At 57.4% G+C, this 23,794-nt stretch carries 23 protein-coding genes and 4 tRNA genes; 16 read left to right on the top strand and 11 right to left on the bottom strand.

The annotated features are described in order from the left end of the window. Positions 1-22: 22 nt before the first annotated feature. Positions 23-793: an MBL fold metallo-hydrolase gene (locus tag JFN90_RS08465; RefSeq protein ID WP_199394680.1), complete on the bottom strand. Its 771-nt coding sequence runs from the start codon at positions 791-793 to the stop codon at positions 23-25. A gap of 116 nt (positions 794-909) precedes the next feature. Continuing rightward, positions 910-2,985 (bottom strand): ATP-binding protein, encoded by a 2,076-nt coding sequence (locus JFN90_RS08460; RefSeq protein WP_199394679.1) that lies wholly within the window; start codon positions 2,983-2,985, stop codon positions 910-912. A 278-nt stretch (positions 2,986-3,263) separates the two neighbouring features. Between JFN90_RS08460 and gap the strand changes: the two genes are divergently transcribed. From gap to JFN90_RS08415, 9 genes are all read left to right on the top strand, one after another. Further along, on the top strand, positions 3,264-4,259 hold the full coding sequence (gap, locus tag JFN90_RS08455; protein WP_199394678.1) for a type I glyceraldehyde-3-phosphate dehydrogenase: 996 nt from the start codon (positions 3,264-3,266) through the stop codon (positions 4,257-4,259). Positions 4,260-4,339: 80 nt separating this feature from the next. Next, positions 4,340-5,539: a phosphoglycerate kinase gene (gene pgk, locus JFN90_RS08450; protein WP_199394677.1), complete on the top strand. Its 1,200-nt coding sequence runs from the start codon at positions 4,340-4,342 to the stop codon at positions 5,537-5,539. Between the two features lie 102 nt (positions 5,540-5,641). Next, positions 5,642-6,397, top strand: a complete 756-nt coding sequence (gene tpiA / locus JFN90_RS08445; RefSeq protein WP_199394676.1) for a triose-phosphate isomerase — start codon at positions 5,642-5,644, stop codon at positions 6,395-6,397. A gap of 78 nt (positions 6,398-6,475) precedes the next feature. Next, complete coding sequence (gene secG / locus JFN90_RS08440; protein WP_199394675.1) at positions 6,476-6,880, top strand: preprotein translocase subunit SecG; 405 nt, start codon at positions 6,476-6,478, stop codon at positions 6,878-6,880. 60 nt (positions 6,881-6,940) lie between these two features. Then, positions 6,941-7,027 (top strand) — tRNA-Leu (locus tag JFN90_RS08435). A 173-nt stretch (positions 7,028-7,200) separates the two neighbouring features. Then, a tRNA-Leu gene (locus tag JFN90_RS08430) sits at positions 7,201-7,287 on the top strand. A 287-nt stretch (positions 7,288-7,574) separates the two neighbouring features. After that, a complete protein-coding gene (locus JFN90_RS08425) occupies positions 7,575-8,063 on the top strand; it encodes a ferritin-like domain-containing protein (protein WP_199394674.1) in 489 nt (162 codons plus the stop codon). Between the two features lie 164 nt (positions 8,064-8,227). Next, a tRNA-Leu gene (locus JFN90_RS08420) sits at positions 8,228-8,314 on the top strand. A gap of 94 nt (positions 8,315-8,408) precedes the next feature. Beyond that, complete coding sequence (locus JFN90_RS08415) at positions 8,409-10,127, top strand: DUF6538 domain-containing protein (protein ID WP_199394673.1); 1,719 nt, start codon at positions 8,409-8,411, stop codon at positions 10,125-10,127. Between the two features lie 339 nt (positions 10,128-10,466). Here JFN90_RS08415 and JFN90_RS08410 read toward each other — a convergent pair whose 3' ends face one another. After that, entirely contained in the window at positions 10,467-11,075 is a 609-nt protein-coding gene (locus tag JFN90_RS08410; RefSeq protein ID WP_199394672.1) for a tyrosine-type recombinase/integrase, read from the bottom strand. Between the two features lie 235 nt (positions 11,076-11,310). On the opposite strand from JFN90_RS08410, the gene JFN90_RS08405 reads away from it, so the two are divergent. Next, positions 11,311-11,718 (top strand): hypothetical protein, encoded by a 408-nt coding sequence (locus JFN90_RS08405; protein WP_215906737.1) that lies wholly within the window; start codon positions 11,311-11,313, stop codon positions 11,716-11,718. A 766-nt stretch (positions 11,719-12,484) separates the two neighbouring features. On the opposite strand, the gene JFN90_RS08400 is transcribed toward JFN90_RS08405, so the two are convergent. The 6 genes from JFN90_RS08400 to JFN90_RS08375 form a co-directional block, all read right to left on the bottom strand. Then, entirely contained in the window at positions 12,485-12,640 is a 156-nt protein-coding gene (locus tag JFN90_RS08400; RefSeq protein WP_199394670.1) for a hypothetical protein, read from the bottom strand. A gap of 155 nt (positions 12,641-12,795) precedes the next feature. After that, a complete protein-coding gene (locus tag JFN90_RS08395; protein WP_199394669.1) occupies positions 12,796-13,140 on the bottom strand; it encodes a hypothetical protein in 345 nt (114 codons plus the stop codon). A 326-nt stretch (positions 13,141-13,466) separates the two neighbouring features. Then, positions 13,467-13,652: a hypothetical protein gene (locus JFN90_RS08390; protein WP_199394668.1), complete on the bottom strand. Its 186-nt coding sequence runs from the start codon at positions 13,650-13,652 to the stop codon at positions 13,467-13,469. Further along, the gene (locus JFN90_RS08385) at positions 13,645-13,866 is read right to left on the bottom strand and encodes a hypothetical protein (RefSeq protein WP_199394667.1); all 222 of its coding nucleotides are present in this window, start codon (positions 13,864-13,866) and stop codon (positions 13,645-13,647) included. Before JFN90_RS08385 ends, JFN90_RS08390 begins: the two co-directional genes overlap by 8 nt. A gap of 117 nt (positions 13,867-13,983) precedes the next feature. Then, complete coding sequence (locus JFN90_RS08380) at positions 13,984-14,199, bottom strand: hypothetical protein (RefSeq protein WP_199394666.1); 216 nt, start codon at positions 14,197-14,199, stop codon at positions 13,984-13,986. After that, a complete protein-coding gene (locus JFN90_RS08375; RefSeq protein WP_199394665.1) occupies positions 14,199-14,624 on the bottom strand; it encodes a hypothetical protein in 426 nt (141 codons plus the stop codon). Before JFN90_RS08375 ends, JFN90_RS08380 begins: the two co-directional genes overlap by 1 nt. Before the next feature lie 1,180 nt (positions 14,625-15,804). On the opposite strand from JFN90_RS08375, the gene JFN90_RS08370 reads away from it, so the two are divergent. The 4 genes from JFN90_RS08370 to JFN90_RS08355 all read left to right on the top strand — a co-directional run bounded on the left by JFN90_RS08370 (position 15,805) and on the right by JFN90_RS08355 (position 20,627). After that, a tRNA-Ala gene (locus tag JFN90_RS08370) sits at positions 15,805-15,880 on the top strand. 251 nt (positions 15,881-16,131) lie between these two features. Continuing rightward, positions 16,132-16,440: a hypothetical protein gene (locus JFN90_RS08365; RefSeq protein ID WP_199394664.1), complete on the top strand. Its 309-nt coding sequence runs from the start codon at positions 16,132-16,134 to the stop codon at positions 16,438-16,440. Between the two features lie 229 nt (positions 16,441-16,669). After that, a complete protein-coding gene (locus JFN90_RS22520) occupies positions 16,670-19,108 on the top strand; it encodes a PAS domain S-box protein (RefSeq protein ID WP_199394663.1) in 2,439 nt (812 codons plus the stop codon). A gap of 1 nt (position 19,109) precedes the next feature. Beyond that, positions 19,110-20,627: a sensor histidine kinase gene (locus JFN90_RS08355; RefSeq protein WP_199394662.1), complete on the top strand. Its 1,518-nt coding sequence runs from the start codon at positions 19,110-19,112 to the stop codon at positions 20,625-20,627. 31 nt (positions 20,628-20,658) lie between these two features. Here JFN90_RS08355 and JFN90_RS08350 read toward each other — a convergent pair whose 3' ends face one another. Further along, the gene (locus JFN90_RS08350; RefSeq protein WP_199394661.1) at positions 20,659-21,549 is read right to left on the bottom strand and encodes a LysR family transcriptional regulator; all 891 of its coding nucleotides are present in this window, start codon (positions 21,547-21,549) and stop codon (positions 20,659-20,661) included. A 112-nt stretch (positions 21,550-21,661) separates the two neighbouring features. On the opposite strand from JFN90_RS08350, the gene JFN90_RS08345 reads away from it, so the two are divergent. Beyond that, the gene (locus JFN90_RS08345; protein WP_199394660.1) at positions 21,662-22,594 is read left to right on the top strand and encodes a YeiH family protein; all 933 of its coding nucleotides are present in this window, start codon (positions 21,662-21,664) and stop codon (positions 22,592-22,594) included. Between the two features lie 267 nt (positions 22,595-22,861). Here the strand turns inward: JFN90_RS08345 and JFN90_RS08340 are convergent, their stop codons facing one another. Beyond that, on the bottom strand, positions 22,862-23,152 hold the full coding sequence (locus JFN90_RS08340; protein WP_199394659.1) for a cytochrome c3 family protein: 291 nt from the start codon (positions 23,150-23,152) through the stop codon (positions 22,862-22,864). Positions 23,153-23,298: 146 nt separating this feature from the next. Here JFN90_RS08340 and JFN90_RS08335 point away from each other — a divergent pair, with 146 nt between their 5' ends. Continuing rightward, the gene (locus JFN90_RS08335; RefSeq protein ID WP_199394658.1) at positions 23,299-23,790 is read left to right on the top strand and encodes a DinB family protein; all 492 of its coding nucleotides are present in this window, start codon (positions 23,299-23,301) and stop codon (positions 23,788-23,790) included. Positions 23,791-23,794: the final 4 nt, after the last annotated feature.

Here is a 23,794-nt window from a genome sequence, read left to right as displayed (position 1 = left end):
CGGAGCCAGTCCCCTGCGAAAATTACGCAGAGAATACGCCGCTGACCTGGTGCTGGCACCCCAGAAAGAGGTCCGGCCCGCACAGGTTCTGGCGGCTCAAAAGCCCGCGCGCGGCGGCTAGCGCCAGCGCCGGGTCGTTGTTCACCTCGGAGAGATGGGAGAGAAAGACACCCTGCAAGTCGCCGTGCAGAAGTTCCTCCAGAAGGTTCGCCCCCTCGGCGTTGGAGAGGTGCCCGTGGCGGGAGCGGATGCGCTGCTTGAGGTGCCAGGGATACGGTCCGTCCTGCAGCATCTGCTCGTCGTGGTTGAATTCCAGCACCAGCGCGCGGCACCCCTTGAGCTTTTCCTGGGTGAGCCGGGTGGCGATGCCGAGGTCGGTGGCGAAGCCGATGCACCCCTCGCCGCTCTCGATCCGGAAGCCGACCGGGTCGCAGGCGTCGTGCGTCACCGGGAAGGGATCGATGGAGATCCCCTTGAAGGTGAAGCATGCGCCAGCCTCGAACTCGATGCACTCGGTCTTGCCGATCACGTGGTGCGCCGCCTGCAGCATGCGGCTGGAGCCGAGCACCGGGATCTTCAGGCGCCGGGCCAGCGTGCCGACGCTGCGGATGTGATCGGTGTGCTCGTGGGTGACCAGGATGCCGTTTAGCGTGGCCGCGTCGACGCCGATGGAGGCGAGCCGGTTAGTGGTCTCCCGACCGGAGAGGCCGGCATCGATCAGCAAACGGCAGGAATCGGTTTCCAGAAACAGGGAATTCCCCTTGCTGCCACTTGCCAAGAGGCTGAGCCTCATGCATCCCTCCAAACTAGCGCGAATCAAGCCCCACAGGGGACTCATGAACGGCAGAAAAACCTTATTTTTATACAGGAATTGGCGGGGAGATTCAAGATGAAGTTGCTGAGATTTGATTAACGCAAAAGCCTGCTGTAGTCCGTGCTTCCCTCGTTCAGCCCGGGGGCGACGGGGAGCAGGATGTGGAAAGTGGAACCGGGGAAGCGGTCCGGGTTGTAGCCGGTGGACTCGACCCAGATCTCGCCGCCATGCATGTCGACGATCCCCTTGGCGATGGAGAGGCCGAGACCCGCCCCCTTGGCCTTGAAGGCGACCTTGCCGCTGGAATGCTCCTGAATGTTGCCCACCTCGTAGAACTTGTCGAAAACGCGCAACTGGTCCTCACGATCGATGCCGATACCGGTGTCGGTGACGGTGATCTCCAGGAACAGGTGGTGCTCCCGCCCCGCCGCGCTCTCGTCGCTGCCGGCCGGCCCGCGCAGCAGGTACTTGGCCGAGGTGCTGACCGTGATGCGGCCGCCGTCGGGGGTGAACTTGATGGCGTTGCCGAGAATGTTGGAAAGAAGCTGCATGAGGCGCAGCGCGTCGCCGCGGATAGTCGGGAGCGACTCGTCCAGGCCGAGCACCACCTCCTGTTTCCGCATGGAGAAGAAGAAGCGCAACTCGTTCACGCTCGCCTCGATGAGGCGGTTCAGCTGGATGTCCTCGACCTTGAGCTGCAGCCGCTTCTCGTCGATCATGGACACATCCACCATGTCCTTGATGATGTTGTCCAGGCGCGCCGCGGCGTTGGCGATGTTGACCACCATCTCCAGCACGGTCTTGTCCACCTTGTCGGCGAGGTCGGTGGTGATCAGTTCGGAGTACCCCATGATCACGGTGAGCGGCGTCTTCAGCTCGTGCGAGGCGAGCCCCAGAAAGGAGTCCTTCATCCGGTTCAGGCGCGCGAGGTCGGCGGAGCTCTTCTCCAGGTTGAGGATGATCTCGCGCTCGCGGGTCACGTCGCGGAAGATCGCCTGCACCAGGGTCTCTGAGCCGCTCTTTATGCTGGAGGCGTGCAGCATGGCGACCATGGCGCCCCCCTCCTTGCGGCAGAGTTGCATCTCCTCGGCTATGTGCGCCCCTTCGGCCGCCTCGCGGAAGATCCGGTGCACCTTGGGGATGTTACCGATGTTCAAAAGCAGGAGCATCTTGGTGAGCGGCAGGCCGACCAGCTCCTTGGCCTCGTAGCCGAAGAACTCTTCGGCCATCTTGTTGACCATGCGGATGCACTCGTCGGAGCCGATCACCACGATGGCGTCGCTGGCGTCCTCCATGAGCGACTTGTACAGCTCCTCGGAGCGCTCGAGATCGGTGGAGAGTTTCTCCAGCTTGCGGTAGGAGGCCTGCAGCTCGTCGAAGGTGCGCTCCATGTCCTGGTAGTTCTTCTTGATCTCGGCGTCCCTGTTCTTCAGGAACTGGGACATGATGTTGACGTTGCGGGCCAGTTCGTTGAACTCGTAGACCTGCACCTCGCCGATGTGGGTGTCGAAGGCCCCCTCGGAGATCTGCTTCACCCCCTTGAGCAGCATGGAGATGGGCTGCATCACGTATCTCTTCATAAAGAGCATGATCAGGGTGAAGGATGTGATCAGGGAGATGCCCAAGAGGAACAGGGTCTTCAGCACCATCCCCTTCATCTTGTCGAAGACGACCTGCTCGCTGAAGCCGACGTGGGCCTGCGCCAGCGGCTTGCCGTACGGGCTCATCACCATGACGGCGTTGTCGTAATAGGAGTTGGTCGAGCCGTCCACGGTCATGGAGATGCGGCGCTTGTAGACCGGCTCTTCCCCGAGGCGCGCCTCTTCCTTTTGGGATTCCTGGATAGGCATTGCCATGAAGCGCGGATCGCTGGCGAAGAGCACCTTGCCGTTCAGCTCGGTCACCACGCAATAGGCGATGTCCGGGTTCCCCTCGATGATCTCACGGCACTTCTCGGACACACCGGTCATGTCCTTCAATTCCAAACCGAGGTTGATGACCTTCTCGATGTTGGATTTGAGAGCGACGGCAAGTCCCTTGGAACGCAGGCTGAGCGCGTTCACCTGATCCTTGCGCAACGCCATTATGTCCATACCGGAACCAATGAAGATGGTAAGGAAGAGGATCAGGAAGGAAAACAGTAAGATGCGTTTTTCCAGTGTCATTTTCATCTATAGTCTATTTCCAGCAACGGCGTGGAGAAAAAAATGCGCATCATGGGCAACGCCAGCATAATTTATAGTCCAATAAAAAGTCAATTATTATGTGGATTTATTCACCGATAATTTTCCTGTCACAAGCCCGCGAATCGCGGTCATAAGGATCGCTTCCGGTGCCCATTGACGCTATCGACCATAGCAGAAAAAGCTTGAATAAAATCTTGACGCCCACCGGTTCGGCTGTTAGTATCCTCAATTGTGAAAGAATACTTAATTAACAGGAGGGGGACATGGCTTTAAGAGTAGCAGTTAATGGATTCGGCCGCATAGGACGTTGTGTACTCAGAGCTGCTGCACAGTCGCAAGATTTCGAGTTCGTTGCAATCAATGACCTCACTGATGCTAAGACTCTGGCGCACCTGTTAAAGTATGATTCTGTTCATGGGAAATTTCCTGGTGAAGTGTCCGTCGACGGCGATCAGCTCATCGTCAACGGCAAGGCCATCAAGGTTCTGGCGGTGAGAAACCCGGCGGAGCTCCCCTGGAAGGACCTGAAGATCGACATCGTGCTCGAATCGACCGGCCTGTTCACCGCGCGCGACAAGGCCGCCCAGCACCTGACCGCGGGTGCCAAGAAGGTCATCATCTCCGCGCCCGCCACCGACCCCGACCTCACCGTGGTCCTCGGCGTCAACGACAAAGAGTACGACAAGAACAAGCACCACATCGTCTCCAACGCCTCCTGCACCACCAACTGCCTGGCTCCGGTCGCCAAGGTCCTGCAGGACAGCTTCGGCATCGAGAAAGGCCTGGTCACCACCGTCCACTCCTACACCAACGACCAGAACATTCTGGACCTGCCGCACAAGGACCTGCGCCGCGCCCGTGCCGCCGCCCTCTCCATGATCCCGACCACCACCGGCGCCGCCAAGGCGGTATCCCTGGTGCTCCCGGCCCTGAAGGGGAAACTGGACGGCATGGCAATCCGCGTGCCGACCCCGAACGTATCGGTGGTCGACCTGGTGGCGACCCTGTCCAAGTCGACCGATGCCCAGCAGGTCAACGCGGCGCTCAAGGCCGCCGCCGACGGGCCGCTCAAGGGGATCCTCGGTTTCTGCGAAGAACCGCTCGTTTCCTGCGATTTCAACGGCAACACCCTCTCCTCGATCGTCGACGCGTCCTGCACCAAGGTCATCGACGGCAACATGGTAAAGGTCCTCTCCTGGTACGACAACGAGATGGGCTTCTCCAGCAGGGTGGTCGGTCTGATGAAAATCATGTTGTAAGAAGCTCTGAAATTGAATACATATTGCGGGGGGGGAGCTTTTCTCCCCCCTCGTTTATTTTTTTGCGTCTAGGAGGAGTCATGTCAATTCGTTACATCGATGAGATCGAAAACCTTGCCGGGAAGAAGCTGTTCATGCGCGTCGACTTCAACGTGCCTTTGGACGACCACCAGAACATCACCGAGGACACCCGCATCCGCGCCGTGTTGCCGAGCCTGAACTACGCGCTAGACCAGAAGGCGAAGATCGTGCTCGCCTCGCACCTGGGGCGCCCCAAGGGTGAGCGCAAGGAGAAGTACTCCATGGCCCCCGCCGCCAAGCGCCTCTCCAGGCTCCTGGGCAAAGAGGTGAAGCTGGCCTCGGACTGCATCGGTGACGACGTGCGCGCCATGATCGACGCCATGCAGCCGGGCGACGTGGTCATGCTGGAGAACGTCCGCTTCTATGCCGGCGAGGAGAAAAACGACGTTGACTTCGCCAAGGCCCTGACCAACGGCTGCGAGGTGTACGTGAACGACGCATTCGCCGTTTCCCACCGCGCCCACGCTTCCGTCGAGGCGATCACCGACTTCTTCCCGGTGGTGGCTGCGGGCTTTTTGATGAAGAACGAGATGAACTACTTCGAGAAGGCGATGAAGAACCCGATCCGCCCGCTGGTCTCCATCCTGGGGGGCGCCAAGGTTTCCGGCAAGATCGAGGTGCTCGACAACCTGTGCGACAAGGTCGACAAGATCATCATCGGTGGCGGCATGGCCTTCACCTTCCTGAAAGGGATGGGTTACAACGTCGGCAAGTCTCTGGTCGAGGACGACCTGATCGACACCGCCATGAAGGCCTACGAGAAGGCGCGTTCCATGGGCGTCAAGTTCTACCTCCCGGTCGACTGCGTGGTCGCCGACCAGTTCAACCCGGCCGCAGAGACCAAGGTCTGCCCGATCCAGGAAATCCCGGAGGGATGGATGGCGCTCGACATCGGCCCCGCCACCGTGACGCTCTTCGCCGAGGCGCTGCAGAACGCGAAGACCATCGTCTGGAACGGCCCGATGGGGGTCTTCGAGATGGACGCCTTCTCCCGCGGCACCTTCGCCATGGTCTCCGCGGTGGCCAACTCCTACGCGCTCACCATCGTCGGCGGCGGCGACACCGACGTTGCGGTGCACCGTGCCGGCGAGTACGCGAAGATCAGCTACATCTCCACCGGCGGCGGCGCCTTCCTGGAACTCCTGGAAGGAAAGAAACTGCCGGGCATCAAGGTGCTGGAAGACAAGGGACACAAGTAAGTAGCAGGTTGAGGTTAAGGTTGAGGCTGAGAAAAACCTCCCCGGTTTTTTGCCTCTCCTTAACTCGACCTCAACCTTAACCTGTTTTTTAGGAGGGATTAGATGCGCAAGCCGGTCATAGCAGGCAACTGGAAACTATATAAGACAAAGGACGAGGCGCTGGCCCTGATCGAGGAACTGGCCCCGTTGGTGGCCGGGGTTGACAGCGTCGAGGTGGTGGTGGCACCGGTATTCACCGTGCTCCCTTCCCTCCCCGCCGCGCTTGCCGGCACCAGCATCAGCCTGGCCGCCCAGGACGTATTCTGGGAGGAGGAAGGGGCCTTCACCGGCGAGGTGTCGCCGCGCATGCTGCTCGACGCGGGCGCAAGCCACGTCATCATCGGGCACTCCGAGCGCAGGCAGTACTTCGGCGAGACCGACCAGACGGTCAACAAGAAGATCAAGGCCGCGCTCAAGGGCGCACTGGTCCCCATCTTCTGCATCGGCGAGACCCTCGATGCGCGCGAAGCCGGCGAGACCTTCAAGGTGCTGGAGCGCCAGGTGCAGGGAGGGCTGGAAGGCCTGACCGAGACCCAGTTCGCCCCGGTGATCATCGCCTACGAGCCAGTCTGGGCCATCGGCACCGGCAAGGTCGCCACCGACGAGCAGGCGCAGGAAGCGCACGCATTCGTACGCGGCGTGGTGACCAAGATGTTCGGCAAGACCGCCGCCGACAAGGTGAGGATACTCTATGGCGGCTCGGTCAAACCCGACAATGTCAAAGGACTCATGTCCTGCACTGACATAGACGGCGCCTTGGTCGGCGGTGCCAGTCTCAAGGGAGCCTCTTTCGCTTCCATCGTCCGTTTCGGCGAATAAAGGCTTGGTTATTTTTTGCAAATATGCTAAACAGTCTCTTTGGCAGTCTCGTGAACAATCTCGGAGGTTAGGTTTTAAATGACTTATTTACTGGTAACCCTGCACGTCATCGTCTGTTTCGCCCTCATCGTCGTGGTCCTGCTGCAGTCCGGCAAAGGGGCTGAGATGGGCGCATCTTTCGGCGCCAGCGGCAGCCAGTCCGTGTTCGGCGCGGGCGGCGGCAACACCTTCATGAGCAAACTGACCACGTACGCAGCGGTCATCTTCATGCTGACCTCCCTCTCCCTGGCCTTCGTGTCCGGCAAAGGCGGCGGTTCCTCCATCATGTCCAAGGCTCCCAAGGCCAAGCCGGCACCGATGGGCGGCATGCCGCTGCAACAGCCGGTCAAACCGGTGGCACCCGGCAACGCGGCAGCACCCGCGGCTCCGGCCGCACCTGCAGCTCCGGCTGCGCCCGCTGCACCCGCCGCTCCGGCAAAGTAGTTAATTAGAGATTTGCTGTTGACATCTCTGGCGTCAGATGATACAAACTGGGTTCTTCTTGCCGAAGTGGTGGAATTGGTAGACACACCATCTTGAGGGGGTGGCGGGCGATAGCCTGTACGAGTTCGAGTCTCGTCTTCGGCACCAGCTAAACATCGAAAGCGTCCTGCTCCATGAGACAGGACGCTTTTTTCATTCCCTACGTTCCGAACGTGGCGCCCTTCCCTTTTCCGAAACCGCTGCTGCCAATAAAAACTGTCATTCCGCTCTCTTAATTCTTGACTTCGGACTCAGCAGATGATAAAAACTGGGTTCTTCTTGCCGAAGTGGTGGAATTGGTAGACACACCATCTTGAGGGGGTGGCGGGCGATAGCCTGTACGAGTTCGAGTCTCGTCTTCGGCACCACACAAACAAAAAGCGTCCCAGCTTCAGCCGGGACGCTTTTTTGTTTTCTGGTCACCCTCCCCTGCAACAACTGTCACAACCGAAGCGTTACCGTTACACCAACGCTCATCCCCCTTTGATCTTTGGGCAGGACGTATTACACGTCGCTCATCCTCCTTATTCGTCGCGACACTCCCAATTTCCACTGGCATTGCGCAGTCACAGTGGTCCGGTTGACAACCAAACAACACCCCATATAATGTTTACACCGATGACTTTAATGATAATCAAGGGAACAGGGGGTGTGAATGAAAGACATGCAAGACGCACTGAAACAGGCCATCCAGACCGAAAAGAACGCGATGAACTTCTACCAGATCGGCGCACAGCATATGAAGGACAAGGAAGCCAAGCGACTGTTCGAACAGTTGGCCCGTGAAGAGAAGGAACACGCAGCACAGTTCTTCAAGGCCTATCACGGCAACGATCTCGGTTCCTTCGAGGAGTTCATCACCTCGCCGCCGCAAAACGAGGCGCTGTGGGTCACCTCGATCCAGAAGGCCATCGACTCCGACTTCACCGAGCAGAAGGCGCTCGAGTACGCCATGGAGAAGGAGACCCACCTGGAGAAGGCCCTGCGTGAGACCGCCGGCAGAATCACCGACCCGGGCATCAAGGAAATCTTCCTGTGGAACGCCAACGAGACCCACAACCACTTCCTCACCATCGAGGCGGAGTACGCGCGGATCATGGCCATGGTGGACGAATCCGACATGGACACCTACGTCAGGGAATAGCCTGTGACATCGATAGCAGCAACCTCAAGGGGGGCTTCCGAGCCCCTCTTTTTGCATCCGCCGTTTTTTTAATAATTTAGGCGGCCGCCCCAAAAAAGATAATCATTCAGGCATTTTTTTCTTGCACAGGAAGGGCTCCTTTGCTATAAGTAGGTCTCTCGCAAGCCGGAGTGGCGGAATTGGTAGACGCGCTAGATTCAGGTTCTAGTACTCGCAAGGGTGTGCTGGTTCGATTCCAGTCTTCGGCACCAATCAGAAATAACCTGTTGTAACTATTGCAGGTTGCTGAAACTAAAAGGGTTTTCTCGTAGATGTCCACATTCTGGGGCACACGAGGAGACCCTTTTGTTTTACCTCACCAAGATCAACAAGACCTACCAGTTCCGCCTGCGCATCCCCAGCGACCTCCTGCCCCACTTCCAACAGAGAGAGATTCGTCGTACACTGCGCACCACCCGCTACAGGGAGGCAAAGACCCTGCTGCACAAGTTCACTGCTGAGACAGAGAGGATTTTCACCTTGATTCGTTCCAACACCCTCCCCGACGATGTACTCCAGAAGATCATCGACACCTACCTGAACGCAAGCATTACCCTGTTCGAGCGCCAGCGTAACCGAGAGCCTATATCCGCAGACCCCAGACGGCAGCATCGTGTCCAGGATGGTGACGATCTGCTTAGTCAGGTAATCGAATCAGACGAGGGATTCGACCTCTACCAGGAGATGATCGAGAACGACATCGCCAAGAGCAAGAGGCTCCTGGGGCGCAGAAAGGGACAGGAGGTGCCGCAGGTTGTCCGGGCGGCTGATATGTTCATGAAGAAGTTTGACTTGGATCTGGGGAACGATTCGCCGGAGTACGCGAAGCTGTGCAACGAGTTGCTGAAGGCCAAGATCAAGGCCGACACGGTGAACAACGAGCACCTGAACGGCAACTACGACACCGATTACGATGTGGAGCGCCGGAACCGGAAGCAGTCCAAGTCCCTGAAGGAGCTGATTGACATCTACGAGAGGGATAAGATGGACACCTGGAGCAGCCCTAAACGGCTCCAGTCCACTCACCGGCAGATACTTCACATCATTGGAGACGTTCCGCTTGATGCCATAGACCGGGAAGTAAGCATAGACCTTCGTGATGCCCTTAAAGAATATCCGCGCAGCCTACAGAAAAAAGATATGTCTGCTCCTTGGCGTGAACTAGCCAAGAAGCGTAAGGGCCGTCTCTCAGGTGGTTCACAGCACTTTATCCTGACAGAGTTCAGCACACTGATAGACTACGGTAAGACTCACGAATACGGTATCAAGGGAAGTCCCGCAGACGGCCTAGCCGGGAGCAAAGACGACATCAAGCGCATGAAGATTCGGACGCCGTACACCCAGGAGGAGTTGCAACGGATGATCGGCGTACTGGCGGGGGTGGATCGTGAGAAGGAGCCGGAAACATTCTGGCTTCCCCTACTCTTCGCATACACCGGGGCGCGAGCCAACGAGGCCTGCATGTTACGCTGCGCCGACATCGAACAGCGCGGCGACGTGTGGGTGATCTGCTTCCGTAACCGCGAGGAGTTCCACCAGAAGACCAAGAACAGCAAGGACCGGCAAGCACCGATACACCGCGATCTCGTGCGCCTGGGATTCCTGAAGTACGTGGAGGCGCAGAAGGCCAGCGGCAAGGATCGACTGTTTGACAACCTCGTCCTCTACGAGGGAAAGTGGAACAAATACTACGGGAAGGACTTCAACAGGACGTTCAAACAAAAGTTCCTGAAAGGCTACATCAAGGAGCAACTGGCAGAAAAAGACCTGCACAGCTTCCGCATGACAATGATCTCGTGGTTTGTGCAGCGGAAGGACTTGGCGACCGTGCCGAACATCTCGATCCTCCAGAGCATCATCGGCCACTTTGAAGCAGCGGATCTGACGAACAAAATGGAATTTATCAAGGACGCGCAGTTGACACTGGGCACCTACGGCGGCGGGTACGGCAAGGAGCACGAACAGAACGAATTGCTGCAGCACCTTGATTACGGCCTGGATCTGTCGCCACTGCTAAGTAACTGACTTAATTAACTTTTTCAAAAATCCTACGAGCGGGTGGGCAAAAGGGGTCTCGCGTGGGGGCGCTCGGCCACGCTAAGACCGCCCCTACCCCCTCCGAGAATCGCTTCTAGAGGGACTTTAGGACAAGGTGAAGGGGTAGACCTGGGGGTAAAATGCACTTACTGTTCTTCGGGGTGTTGATCTTGATTCATGCCTGCGCTGCTGTCTGGTTCTACCGGCGAGGGTCGCACACCTGGGCGATGTTTAACGGCGGGTGTATCAGCTTGTTGTTGTGGGTGCTGTATCAGAAGCTGTAGAACGAAGAGGGCCACCCCGATCCAGGAGTGGCCCTTCTTGCGTCTACAGTTCCCCTTGGAGGAACAGGTCTTGGATCTCGCTGTCTGCAATGCACAGGTAGTGGAGGGTCTGCCGCTGGCTACTGTGCCCCAGTGCCACCATGATCTCTGGTAGATCGCGCTTGAACGTCACCCGCTGATGATACCCCCACGTTTTGCGTAGTGTGTGGGAGCCGTAGTTGCCCGGCAAGTTGCACCAAGAGCACCACTCTTTGACCAAGCGATTCAGGGTGGAGACTGTGAGCGCCTTGTCTCCCTTCCTGCCGTTGAAGATGGGTACATCGTCTGCGGCATCCGGCATGATCGTCAAAAGAGCCTGCAGCGCATCGTATGCGGCCTTGTTCAACGTCACGTCCCGCTTCTTGCTGGTCTTCTGCTCCCTCACGGTGAAAGTGTCGCCCGGTTGCAGGTGGCGCACCTTCCCCACCGTCAGGGCCAGGAGTTCTGATGCCCGGTATGCGGTGTTGATGCCGACCACGAAGAGGGCGTAGTCGCGGGGCTTGTCGGCCAAGGCCTTCTTGATGAGGTCTATGTGTTTCCGACTCCTGATCGGTTCAACAGAGATGATGCTGCCCTCTTTGGGGGAGTTGCTTGCGCTCTTCGGATTCCACATTTGTAGGCCCTCCATAAATATCAAGTAGCAACCTTATACACCAATACTTGATATTCAGTCAAGCCCAAATTAGAGCCCTTCGGCACCAAATCACACAAGTCACTGTTTTGTAACGGTAATATCTATTTTACCAATATCAACTTCTGCGTAGAAGTTGATATTCACTCCATTTGGGGTTGCGAACGACTTATGCGAGGGTAAATTTAAAGCGACTCTGTCAGAAGGAGAAGCATCTGTGGATTTGACTTCACCGCTATTCACTCTGTTGGGTACGCTGTCAGGAATGTGGATCACCAAACATATCTCACACTACACCCTTACACTGAGTGCCAAGCAGAGGTTCGCTTTGGCATTTGCTGATGAACTGGCAGTGCTCAAAGGTGGATCAGTCGCCATAGAGTGCACAACTGTCATCATGCTTGCGAATGCTCTACCGAAACACCAAAGGGCCTACGTCGAACTCTGGTGCGTTCTTGATAGGGCAGGCAAACGTCAACTTGAGAAGAAATGGAAAACCTATCTCTACGGTCAAGGGAACAGGTGGAACAAGGAGAAATTCATATATCTGGCTTCACCGCATTATGGCACCGAAGAGAGCAGCATGGAACTCGCAGTGCACCACATAGAAAAACTAGTCTCATAACCCGAAGGAGGGTACAGATGAACGGCCTACCGAACTGGTTAAGATGGGTGTTTTTCATCCCCGCAGCAGTCACCACACTGCTCGTGTCCTATCCGGTAATACGCATAGGCAACGACCTATTGAGTCCTGTTACGCACCAACCGATAGGCGTCTGGGCTTCTACCATCATGGCGTGTTTCATTAGCTCGTTCGGGTTCGTCTGGGTAGGAGCTGCTGTCTGCCCGAAGCGTCAAGACATCGTGGCTATTACCCTTACTGCGGTGTACGCACTCGTGGCCGGGGCATGTCTTGGTGGAAAATTTCTGCTCCCGCACAGGGTGTCTACGTCCTGGCTAGAAATATTAGCAATGGTTATACCCGGCACTCTGGGCGCGATCATAGCGTGCAATACGTTCAGAGGTCATCGCTTGATACAATCTGAAGTGGATTGATATTCCCTCTCACCCTGCGCCCCTTCCGATTTGGGGTCCAGGCGGACGCTCTTTGCATATCGCGTGCCACATTTACAGATAATGATTGACAAGATCGGTTTTCAGTGATAAAATGGGGAAGTTCCGGTTCGGAACGACTATACCTGTAGAGTATAGACGTAGATCTGAGCCAATCCCTCCCCGCAACAATCTTGGGATCGCGCGAGCGAAGCGAGCGTGCCATTCCACTCAAGAATCTTTTTTCGGAATCCCACACAACTTGCTATGACAAACAAAAGGCCCCGCCTCTATCTGAGGTGGGGCCTTTGTCTTTCCTGGGATCTACAGGCTACAAGCTACCTTGTCGTGGTCATGACGGCGCAGCCAGTACACAGTTCCCGTTGGGCAATGTCGTAAGTAACGAGTCCTTCTGCTACGAGTTCTTCGGCTTCGGGGCGGTTCTCCAGGTTCTTAGGGCAGGCGGTGCAGGGGTCGGCAGTGGTGTTCGGCATCGGGATCTCCTGGGCGTTGTGGTGGCGGCTACCCTAGCATTAGAGAAATCGACAGTCAAGTCTAATTAGCTAAACCCAATAATCTTTCCACTACTGGAAACGTTTGCAGAGGTGGAATACTGGGTCTGCTCTGTGACGGCGGTGCCTGCGCCCGGTTACTCTTCCCACGGTACGCTGTCAATGTCGGCTGCGGGATCGTGGATCGCGTCGAGCTGGGCACGATACGGGGCTAGTTCGTCATGATCTCGGTGCGGGTCTCGGTCTGCGAGGCCGTCGAACTGCGGTTTGTAGATGTCCAGAGTAGACGGCGGGAGCTTCCGGCGCTTTGTCGGCCTGGGCCGTTTGTAGCTGTTCTCGGATGGATTCCAGATGCCACACCGGCAACGGGTGCCGGGGGTGAAGCCGTAGGACCCGCAGAAGGGGCATTTGTTACGATCACCGGCATACGGGATCTCGATGTTGCGGCGCTTCGGAGCGTGGAGAGTGTGTTCAACAAGCATGATTACTTATTTACCTATTTACCCTATACCTCGGTATGGGTCTGAGAAAGAAATGCCTCTGTAGGCGAAATTTGGAAGCCTCAGCTAGAGGACTGCAGTGACTGAGAGCGGGGTTAGATGCTGGATCATGAGCCAGGAGCGGACCACACGTTCAGCTACCGTTGATGAGATAGCCGGGACGGTGACTTGCCGGGTGACGGTGCGGCCTCTGGATTGGATCGAGTAGAAAACCGGGAAGAGCTGCAATGGATCTCCTTGAACGACAAGAGCCACCCTTTTCGGGGGCGGCTCCTGTGTGTTTGGTCTGGGGTGTCGGTGGTGCGGGGTTAGGCAGGCCCCAAAGCGACCACGGATACGTCCTCGCAGTCAGGGCCTAACTTGGAGCGGATCATGCCAGCGACGAGGGAGCAGGCCTTGTTCGGATCTTCGGCAGGTACGGCGACAGTGCCGCGCCGGGTGGTGCCGTCTGTGAGGTCTGCAGTCCAGCCGACGAGGAAGTCTTGCTTAGGCATTGGCTACCTCCTGGGGGATCGGGATGAGGTAGACGCTGTAGACGTTCTTGCCGACGAGGGTTATCTTGCCAACGGTGAACCGACGGCCTACCGTATCGCGCACGATATGGCCGGGGTCGATCTCATAGAGCGGGTTAGTGGTGAAGACCTCGATGGGGCTGAGGTCGGCAGGAATCGTATCGAAAGAAGAGTTGCCAGTTGTGATGTATGTCATTTGTGTTCCTTTTAGTTTTCGATATGTAGGCGGCGAGGGGAATGACACCCTCGCCGCCTCGGAGAACCCGGCGCATCCCCGCCGGGTGGGCCGCAGTTGCTGAAGCTGCGGAAGCGGTTAGCGTTGGTTCGCCAGTACGCGGAGGGCCTTGACGATCTCAGTCATGGTGACCGTTGCTATCATGGTGTCGGCCTCTTCATTGGCGTGTTGGCGGGTCTTGTCCAGGATCAACGCCTTTAACTCGAAGTCGTCCAGGTGAGCGACTGCTTCGGGATCTTCTTTGCGGATCTCTTTGGCGGTGCGGTCGATGTAGGCTTTCAGGTTGGGAGTCATTACGCCGCTCCTTGACGGAGCTTGAGAAGATCCTGCTGCGGTAGACTCTCGATCTCTTCCAGGATCACCCGGCCTGCGTTGCAGAGGTAGTTCCGCACGTCTGCGCGGTCTTCGTACTTCTGATCGAGAGCGGCTTTCACTGGGGCAAAAGTCTCAGCACCCAGAACAACCTGGGCGGTGATTGCCTTGATGAGAGTCACAGCGTCCTCGCGGATGGCTTCAGTGAAGGCTTCGCTGGCCTCGAAGTCCTCAGTTGCGAATACGGCGGAGGTCTTCTGTTTGGTCGGCTCGTTGTCGATGATCGGTTGCAAGAACATCCTCGTTTGAGAAGAGGCATACTTCAGTACCTTGCGGATGTCGCTTTGAACTTCGGGCTGGGCCGAATACTTGTTGATGATGCTGCGGATGAGTCTGTCGTGGTTCATGTAGTGCTGCTCCTTCTGAGGTTTGCCAGGAGTCTGGCATCGTAGTAGTTAATGTCTGCGGTGGATACTGCGTGGTTTTCAATGTAGTGGCCGTGCCACTCTGGGACATAGGGCCGGAGGTCCAGTGCGTCCCGATGTGACAACAAGCTGCTTCGTGTGGAACGGAGACGTTCGAGGGTGTGGGCTGGATCTCCCAGTGCTCCAGGATCTGCTGCTAGGATCGCGGCGTGTAGGTGAGCGTGAGAGTCACCAGTGTGACCGTAGGAACTAACTGAGATTGACCCGACGCGGGTGTGTAGCAACCTCGTGATGGGCCTGAGAACATGTTCGATGAACAGCGAGTGGCCGTCAGTCAACCGTCGATCTCTGGGAAGTCTCACCGTAGCAAACCAAGTCCACTCCCACGGTTCAAGCAATCCATGTATGTGATTTACAACCAATCTCCTCCTCCAATTCAGTGGATACAAGTATGTCGTCATGGTCACCCAGCACAAGCCAGGATTCCGAGCACTTTGCCGACTCGCACGGCCAAGCGGCCCTCTGGAGGGGCAGATGTTGCACCTGATCGCGGCGACCTCCACCGAGTGCAACGATGGAGCGCATGGCAATTGTCAGAAATTTCTCCTCTCATAGAAGCTATATACATTTGAGAGGTCAAATTTTCCGCGAAAATTTAAATTTTTCTTCGTCTCATACTTTTATGTACAAACAAGCGGTCACTTTCTGCCGCCGATTCAAAAAAAAAATCTGTGACGGGGCAGGCTAGTAACTTCTGGCTAAGGAAAGAGGGCGTGTGGGAGTTCCCCGTCTTGGCTGGAGTCAATGTAGCTGGGTGACGTGTACTAGATCTGGGAGGAGGATGTCGGAGCGGAGAGAGTCAGGGTAACACCTGACACATAACAGACATTCATATATTTATATTATTTATCAGATGATTTGACGGAGTTGCTATCGGGTGATGATCGCTCAGAGAGCTTATTCCACTGTTGACACGCTGCGTTTTACGTGGTATCTCTGGGGCACAATTTAGGGCACACAAGAAAACTTGTGTAGTTTCTATACCTCGCAAGATCAAGGGCTTACAAAGATTGGTTTCGTGTCCAGTCTTCGGCACCAAAAGATCAAGAGGTTGGGCGTTAGCCTAACCTCTTTTTTCTTCCTTCGATCCGCGAGAGACAATGGGGCTGTAGCTCAGTTGGGAGAGCGCTTGAATGGCATTCAAGAGGTCGTCAGTTCGATCCTGATCAGCTCCACCATCAATCAAAAAGGTCCGGCAACTCGCCGGACCTTTTTTTGTTCTCCGACGACTGTCTTTTCCCGTTATCGCCCCCCTACTCCACCTGCCACTACCTTGTGATAGCCGAGCCACTTCTGCGTCTCCTCTGCCTGGTCCCTCGCCCGAACAGTTGGCAGAGGTTATTACCCCAACCGCATGCTAAGAAGGCGTAAAATCAAAGGAGTGTGATGAGAAGCTCGTGAGGCAGGAGGCGGAGCGAGGAGGTCGATCATGAAAAGACACGGTCACCAGCAAATCAGGCACGTAAACCCTGCGGCGGAACTGGACCGCCAGCACCATGGATCGATAGGGGGACAACACTTGGCCCAGCAATTGGTATCAACCTCCCACGAAGGGAAACCCTCCAACCTGCAGCCAGTTATCAACGAGGATTTCACCCCGGGGCGCGACCCGGCGGAAGGGCCCGATGTGGCGTTGACGGCGCCACTACACGAGCGGTGGGCGCAACACACCGCCGAACGTGACCCCACCGAGGGGTCTGCATTGACGGCGACACCGTCCGGCAAAGTGAAACGATGACACCGTCTGCAACCGGAAGCGGGACTGCTCTGTAGCTGTCCCGCTTCTTCATCAGGTACCCGATAATTCTAACCGCACCACTTTGACCAGCCCCGCCACCTCATCCTTTCAATATGTTGCCTACAACCTCGACGCGTATATAATTACCAAGCTCTAATACACCCAACACCATCCCAGTTCGTCAGACCAGTCCACCCATCACAGCAGTCTTTACAACAGGCGGATCTTCGTGACCCCAGGGCGCCTCACCTTCACAAGGCCGGACCGGTCCTTCTACGCAGTGATAGTCGTTGTGGCCGCCCTGCTCGGGTTGCTCAACGTCTTCGTGTATTTATTTTCCCCGCCGACCAGGTTCGAAGTGGTGCAGTGGTATCTGCCGACGGTGCATACCTTCGTTGCCCTTTGCTCCTTCTGTGTCGCTTTCCTTGCCCTCGGCCGGCACCAGGTGCTCAGGTACCCGGCACCCTTCTGGATCGGGATCGCCTATCTCGCCCATTCCATATTCTCAATTTTCCGCCTGTTGGTATTCCCGACCCTGCCGGGCAATCGCGGCATCATCGAAACTATGCCCAGCGTGTCCCCCTGGCTGGTGAACCTGCAGATGGCGAGCCTGGCGGCATGCGTGATAGCCGCTCCCCACATCCCGGTCCCCCGGGACAGACGTTCCGCCTGGATCTTGGCCGTGACGGCAATGGGGGCGGTCACCTTGGCGGCGGTTGCCCTGGTGAAATTCGATCACGCGCTCCCCATCATGGTGGTGGCTGGGCGGTTCACGGAGGCGGAGGTCGCCCTGCTGCTTTTTCTGGCGGCAATGCTCTTCACCAGCGCCGTGGTAGCCACCGCCACCTACCTCGATACCGGAGACCGCCTTTTCGCCTTTACGGCTTTGTCACAACTGGCAGCCACCTCGTCCGTAGCCATGAACGCGTTGGGGGCGAACTGGTTTAACCTCCCCTTCTACCTGGGCCGTAATATCGTCGTGATCGGCTCACTGGTCATGCTGTTCGGTCTCCTTGCCGATTACGTGCAACTGGCGCGCAACGAGCAGGAAAAGAGCGAGGAACTCGCCAAGCGCTCCGAGGAACTGGCGCGCAGCGAGGAGAAGCTGCGCTACAACGAGGCCACCCTGCAGATGGCCATCAACGCCACCGGCATGGGCACCTTCGAATTCGAGCCGCAAACCGGCAAGCTCACCTGGTCCGACCAGGCTAAGAGAAACTTCGGGATGTCACCTGATGCGACGGAAAGCTACGAGTTGTTAATGTCTGCGGTCCATCCGGAAGACCGTCCGGAGGCACAGGAAGCGCTCAAGAGAGCACTGCAGCCGGATAGCGGCGGCTTTTACCGAGCGGAATACCGCACCATCGGCATCGAGGACGGCAAGGAACGCTGGCTCATGGCCAGGGGACAGGTGTTTTTCGACGCCGCTGGAAAGCCGACACGGGTGATCGGGGCCACCCTGGACATCACCGAGCCCAAGAAGGCAGAAGCTCGTCTGCGGCGGATCTTCGACTCCGGCATGATCGGCCTCATCTACTGGAACATGCACGGGGACGTCCTGGATGCCAACGACGCCTTCCTCAGAATGCTGGGACGGAGCCGCGCCGAACTGGAAGCAGGCACGATAAAGTGGAGCGAGCTCACCCCACCCGAGTTCGACGCCCTGGACCAGTACGCCTTGGGCGAACTACGGGCGACAGGCCTGGACACGCCGTACGAGAAGGAGTTTTTCCGCAGCAACGGCACCAGGGTTCCCATCATCATAGGTGCTGCCACTCTGCCCGAAGCCCCTGAGGAAGGTGTCGGCTTCGTGCTGGATATCACCGAGCGCAAGAAGGCCGAGGAGGACGTCCGTCAAGCCAGGAACAGCCTTGAGGTGCGGGTGCGGGAACGTACCGAGGAATTAAGGCGCGCCCTGCAGGACCTGAAAAACGAGACCGAGGAGCGATTGCGCGCCGTCGATGAGCTCAGGGTCAAGGATCAGATGCTCATGCAGCAAAACCGGCTGGCCGCCATGGGGGAAATGCTGGTCAACATCTCGCACCAGTGGCGCCAGCCCCTGAACGTGCTCGGACTCATACTGCAGAACCTGGCCAGGAGCTACGAACGGGGCACCCTGTCCGTGGAGATAGTGCGGAAAAGCGTGGGCCGCGGCACCGAGCTCATCGAACACATGTCCAAGACCATCGAGGACTTCTCCGCGTACCTGAACCCGGACAAAACGAAGCTCCCCTTCGACGTCGGCGAGGTTATCAGTAGCGCACTATCGATGGTGAAGGAAACTCTGCGGGGAATCGAGGTGGAGGTGCACCACCCAGAGGCCGCCGTGCTGGCGGAGGGTTACCGCAACGAATACGCACAGGTGGTGATCAACATCCTGGTCAATGCACGGGACGCGCTGCGTGAAAAATCTATCACCAATCCGAAGGTTACCGTCAGGATCAGCAGACAAGACGACAAAAGCGTGGTGACGGTTTCGGACAACGCGGGAGGGATTCCCGCCGACGTACTGGACAGGATCTTCGACCCCTATTTCACCACCAAGGAGCCCGGCAAGGGGACGGGGATCGGCCTATTTATGTCCAAGGCGATCATAGAGAAGAGCATGGACGGCAAACTGACCGCGCGGAACACGGATAGCGGCGCCGAATTCACCATCGAGGTATGACATGCCTACAGCCAGAGAACGGGTAACGAGCATCCTGTATGTGGAAGACGATGTCGAGGCACGGGAGCTGATCGGCAACTTCCTTATCGAGGAACATCCCCACATCACCGTGTTGATAGCGGCTGACGGAGCACAGGGGCTGGCGCTGTTCAAGGAGCGCCGGCCGCAGATCGTTATCACCGACATCAGGATGCCGGCGATGGACGGCCTCACCATGGCGGGCCACATCCGGGAAGTAGACCAGGAGGTCGACCTGATAGCGGTGAGCGCCTACAGCGATACCAGCTTCCTGGTGCGCGCCATTGAGCTCGGTTTCAGCAACTACATCTTCAAACCGGTAAATTTTTCCAAACTGCACGCCGCCGTAACCGGGATCGTCAAGGTGAGGGAACTGAAGCACCGCTTCACCGAACAGAACGAGCTCCTGCGCAAAAGCGAGCAGCGTCTCCAGGCAACCTTCGACCAAGCGGCGGTCGGGGTCGGGCACGTCGCGATGGACGGCACCTTCCTGCGCATCAACGACAAATACTGTGACATCGCCGGGTGCAACAGCGGTCGCGTGCCGGCCACCATCTACGACTTCACCCATCCCGAAGACCTGCCGGTGTGCCGAACGCACCACGAGCTTCTGCTGGAAGGAAAGCAGCGCAGTTACTCTCTGGAGAAACGCTACGTGCACGAGAACATAACCGTGTGGGCGTCGCTGACAGTTTCCATGGTGCAGGACCGAAACGGCAAGGACACCTTCATGGTGGCCATCATCGACGATATTACCGAGAGAAAGCTCCTGGAGCGGGAAATCGCCGAACTGAACCGGGCACTGTCGGCACGGGCGGAGGAACTTGAGAACGCCAACCGGGACCTCACCGCCTTCAACTACACGGTGGCCCACGACTTGCGCCAGCCCTTGAACCTGATCAGCGGCTACTGCCAGGCCGTCAGCATGACTTGCGGCGGCCTGCTTAACGACGATTGCCGCGACTTCCTGCAGAAGGCCTACGAGGGTACCGTGAAGATGAACAAGCTGGTCAACGCCCTGCTTCAGTTCGCAGAAATGGCACACGCGGAACCGAAGCAGGAAACGGTCGACCTCAGTCGGGAGGCGGAGGAGCTTGCGGCAGAACTGGCGCGGTCGGAGCCGCAGCGGCAGGCGACCTTCATCATCGCCCCCGGCCTGTCGGCACAGGGGGACAACCAGTTGCTCAGGGCGGTCCTTGCCAACCTGCTCGGCAATGCCTGGAAATATTCGGCTAGCCGCCAGGAGACGCTGATTGAATTCGGCAGCACCATGCGTGAGGAGCGGCGCGTTTTTTACGTCAGAGACAACGGCATCGGCTTTGACGCGGCGCAGACCAAGGAGATTTTCGTTCCCTTCCGGCGTCTGCCGGGGGCACAAAGGGCGGGAGGCTTCGGTATCGGGCTGGCGACGGTAGAGAGGATCGTCAAGCGGCACGGAGGCGAGGTTTGGGCGGAAAGCGAACCCGGCCAGGGCGCCACCTTCTATTTCTCCCTACCCTGAACCCAAACGACAAGGAGCGCTGGTGCGTCAGCTAAAGATCCCTTTTGCTTTCCAGCAGGTCCAGGAAAACTTTGAACAGCGCGCTGCGATAGTCGTTTTTCCTGGTTACGATCAACAGGGTCCGTTGCAGATCCACCGGATTCGCCACCTCGCACAGCCACCCATGGTCGAGTTCACGTTGCACGGCCATGCGCGAAATACATCCCACCCCTAACCCGGCCTCCACAGCCTTCTTGATCGCCTCGGTGTGACCCAATTCAAGAGCCACCGCGTAGCTTATTCCTGCCCTCTCCATGGCGGTCTCAAAGATCTCCCGTGTTCCGGATCCCTTCTCCCTCATAATCCATGCCGCGTCCTTGAGCATGTCCGGCGTCGCCCGCCCTAGCGATGCCCACGGATGATCCTTCCCTACGATCAGCACCAATCCATCCCGCCTCCAAGGCGCAGCCGTGAGGGATGGGAGGTGCTGCAGCCCCTCGATGAGCCCCAGGTCGAGTTCGCCCGCCTCGACCCCCTGCTCGATCTGCAGCGCGTTGCCCACTTGCAACAGGGGCTTTGCGCCTGGGTTAAGACGCGAGAACTCGCCGACCATGGCCGGAAGAAGATAATTGCCGATGGTGGTGCTGGCACCGACGATGAGTGAGCCCACCGGTGTCCCGATCGATTCCTCCAGGAACTGCTCAATCCTGCGTACCCTTGCCAGCACCTCGCGTGCCTCGGGGAGCAACTGCCGCCCGCGATCGTTTAAAAAGAGCCGCCGTCCAGAACGCTCGAAAAGCGGCGCCCCCGCCAGCCTCTCAAGTTCCGCGAGCGCCATGCTCACCGCGGACTGTGTCAAGAGCAGCTGACCACTGGCCTGGGTCACCTGCCCGCACACCGCCACCTTCTCGAAGATCTCCAACTGCCTCAACGTGATCGCCATGTCAGCCCCGTCACATAAGTTTAATTAATGTTATACAAATATATTACTCATTTTTATTTATATATCAAGAGCGATATGATCCGACCATGATTTCCACATACGGGAGGGGAAAATGCGGAGAGTAGATATTCGGAAAGTAGTCCTGGGATTGTGCCTTGTAGCAGCCGCCACACCATGGGGCGGCACTGGAATCTCCCTCGCCTTGGGGATTGCCTATGCCCTGACCTTCGGTAGCCCATGGCTGCCGTGCACGGCACGGTTGAGCCGGATCATGCTGCAGCTTTCCGTGGTGGGACTTGGCTTCGGACTGGAGATAGGGGAAGTACTGCAGACAGGGAAGGCGAGTCTGGTTTACACCATCATCGGCATCTGCTGTACCCTCAGTGCGGGGTGGCTACTGGGAAAATTCTTTGGCAACGACAGCAACACCTCGGTGCTGATTTCCGCAGGGACCGCCATCTGCGGAGGCAGTGCGATAGCCGCGATGGCTCCGGTGCTGGACGCCAGGGACGACGAAACCGCGGTCGCCCTCGGCACCGTCTTCACGCTCAATGCTGTCGCTTTGCTGCTTTTCCCTTTCATCGGACACCTACTCGCCCTCCCGCAGGACGTCTTTGGAACCTGGGCAGGCCTTGCCATCCACGACACCAGCAGCGTCGTCGGTGCCGCCTCAGCCTACGGGGCTGAAGCCCTCAAGGTCGGCACCACGGTCAAACTGGCCCGTGCCATCTGGATCACGCCGGTCGTACTGTGCTTCGCGCTGTTGAGGGGATCGAGGGAGAGAATCAGCATCCCTTTTTTCATCATCGGGTTTCTTCTAGCGGCAACTGTCAGGACCGCTCTACCGGCCTATGGAGCACAATGGGATCAGGTCGCGGTATTGGCCACACATTGCCTCAAGATATCGCTTTTCCTGGTGGGGTTGGGGCTGAGCAGGGAAGTGTTCAAGAGAGTGGGACTACGTCCCATGCTGCAAGGCGTGACGCTCTGGGTCACGGTAAGCGGCGCAACCCTGGCGGCGTTGTTGGCGCTGGGGATTGCCTGAAAAGAGCTTACAAAGTACAAAGAGCCCCGGCATCGCTGCCGGGGCTCTTTGGGTAAGGGACGCCCGCCTCGTTGGAGACGGGCTAAATTCTGCAACCTTCTTTGCAGTGCGATACAGGGCGAATAGCAAACTTAGAGGTCCACATAGCCTGATCTCCTTTCCCGAAATAGAAGTTATCTACTTTTACACCGCGACGACAGTCGAAGTCAACATAAAAAGATCAATTCGATCCTTTTTGACTGAGTCGGTTCAATGCACAAGGTCAAATTAACGGCTCATGTGGCACCCTTCACAGGTAGTCGGTCCTTCCATCTTGCCTGCCTCGGCTTCGTGACACCCGATGCAGACCCGGTGGGCGTAGGCCTTGCCAAAACTCCTGATGGCACCGACCCCATTTTCGTGACAGTAGTTGCATTCACCAGAGGCAAGCTTCTCGTGCTTTGCATGTGAGAAGATGACCGTCCCCTTGCTATTCCGAAACTCCATGAAGTCTTTGCCGTTGGCAAAGGCAACCCCGGCAAAGCCGGCAAGAACAACCGGCACCAAAATCCATTTCATGACACCATCCTCCATCCTCATTGCATTGCACAGTTGCCCACACGGACACTATCTAGTACCTTTCAAGATCTAAGTCAACATTTTAGGCTGGCGGCACCCGTAATATCTCATACGATGTCAGACTATGGTAAGGCAAGGAGGAAGCAATGCGCGATATCCCAGATCTTCTCGATTCACTGAAAAGGACACCCAACATTTTGACCCAGTTGGTCCGGAGCATTCCGGAGCAGAAACTCGATGTACGCAGAGGTGACGGCTTCTGGACCATAACCGAGCACGTCAGCCACCTGGCCGAGGTGCAGCCCATGCTGCTGCAGAGGATCGAGCGTTTTCTGAAGGAGGAGCACCCGGAATTCGTCCCCTACCTTCCCGGTCAAGGGGCGGAGGAACCGGACACTCCGGCGCGCTTGGAAATGACGGCGGCTTTGGAGCAGTTCGGGAATTTGCGGACCAGGCAGTTGGAACTGCTGAAAGGGTTGGACGAGACAACGTGGCGCAGGACGGGAACCCATCCGGAATACGAGGCGTACTCGCTGTACACCCTCGTCAGGCACATCCTCATGCACGATCACTGGCACATGTACCGGATGGAAGAGCTCTGGCTGACCCGGGACGCCTACCTCACCCGGCTCGAATAGGATG

This window comes from Geomonas propionica, from assembly GCF_016458235.1.
Taxonomy (GTDB): Bacteria; Desulfobacterota; Desulfuromonadia; order Geobacterales; family Geobacteraceae; genus Geomonas; species Geomonas propionica.
The sequence above is the reverse complement of the archived record's forward strand: the minus strand, read 5'-3'. Positions and strand labels throughout refer to the sequence as shown.

Excerpts from the sequence above, each read along its gene's own strand:
- JFN90_RS08465 (WP_199394680.1), bottom strand. The coding sequence starts at position 793 with ATGAGGCTCAGCCTCTTGGCAAGTGGCAGCAAGGGGAATTCCCTGTTT.
- JFN90_RS08460 (WP_199394679.1), bottom strand. The coding sequence starts at position 2,985 with ATGAAAATGACACTGGAAAAACGCATCTTACTGTTTTCCTTCCTGATC.
- gap (WP_199394678.1), top strand. The coding sequence starts at position 3,264 with ATGGCTTTAAGAGTAGCAGTTAATGGATTCGGCCGCATAGGACGTTGT.
- pgk (WP_199394677.1), top strand. The coding sequence starts at position 4,340 with ATGTCAATTCGTTACATCGATGAGATCGAAAACCTTGCCGGGAAGAAG.
- tpiA (WP_199394676.1), top strand. The coding sequence starts at position 5,642 with ATGCGCAAGCCGGTCATAGCAGGCAACTGGAAACTATATAAGACAAAG.
- secG (WP_199394675.1), top strand. The coding sequence starts at position 6,476 with ATGACTTATTTACTGGTAACCCTGCACGTCATCGTCTGTTTCGCCCTC.
- JFN90_RS08425 (WP_199394674.1), top strand. The coding sequence starts at position 7,575 with ATGAAAGACATGCAAGACGCACTGAAACAGGCCATCCAGACCGAAAAG.
- JFN90_RS08410 (WP_199394672.1), bottom strand. The coding sequence starts at position 11,075 with ATGTGGAATCCGAAGAGCGCAAGCAACTCCCCCAAAGAGGGCAGCATC.
- JFN90_RS08400 (WP_199394670.1), bottom strand. The coding sequence starts at position 12,640 with ATGCCGAACACCACTGCCGACCCCTGCACCGCCTGCCCTAAGAACCTG.
- JFN90_RS08395 (WP_199394669.1), bottom strand. The coding sequence starts at position 13,140 with ATGCTTGTTGAACACACTCTCCACGCTCCGAAGCGCCGCAACATCGAG.
- JFN90_RS08390 (WP_199394668.1), bottom strand. The coding sequence starts at position 13,652 with ATGCCTAAGCAAGACTTCCTCGTCGGCTGGACTGCAGACCTCACAGAC.
- JFN90_RS08385 (WP_199394667.1), bottom strand. The coding sequence starts at position 13,866 with ATGACATACATCACAACTGGCAACTCTTCTTTCGATACGATTCCTGCC.
- JFN90_RS08380 (WP_199394666.1), bottom strand. The coding sequence starts at position 14,199 with ATGACTCCCAACCTGAAAGCCTACATCGACCGCACCGCCAAAGAGATC.
- JFN90_RS08375 (WP_199394665.1), bottom strand. The coding sequence starts at position 14,624 with ATGAACCACGACAGACTCATCCGCAGCATCATCAACAAGTATTCGGCC.
- JFN90_RS08365 (WP_199394664.1), top strand. The coding sequence starts at position 16,132 with ATGAAAAGACACGGTCACCAGCAAATCAGGCACGTAAACCCTGCGGCG.
- JFN90_RS08355 (WP_199394662.1), top strand. The coding sequence starts at position 19,110 with ATGCCTACAGCCAGAGAACGGGTAACGAGCATCCTGTATGTGGAAGAC.
- JFN90_RS08350 (WP_199394661.1), bottom strand. The coding sequence starts at position 21,549 with ATGGCGATCACGTTGAGGCAGTTGGAGATCTTCGAGAAGGTGGCGGTG.
- JFN90_RS08345 (WP_199394660.1), top strand. The coding sequence starts at position 21,662 with ATGCGGAGAGTAGATATTCGGAAAGTAGTCCTGGGATTGTGCCTTGTA.
- JFN90_RS08340 (WP_199394659.1), bottom strand. The coding sequence starts at position 23,152 with ATGAAATGGATTTTGGTGCCGGTTGTTCTTGCCGGCTTTGCCGGGGTT.
- JFN90_RS08335 (WP_199394658.1), top strand. The coding sequence starts at position 23,299 with ATGCGCGATATCCCAGATCTTCTCGATTCACTGAAAAGGACACCCAAC.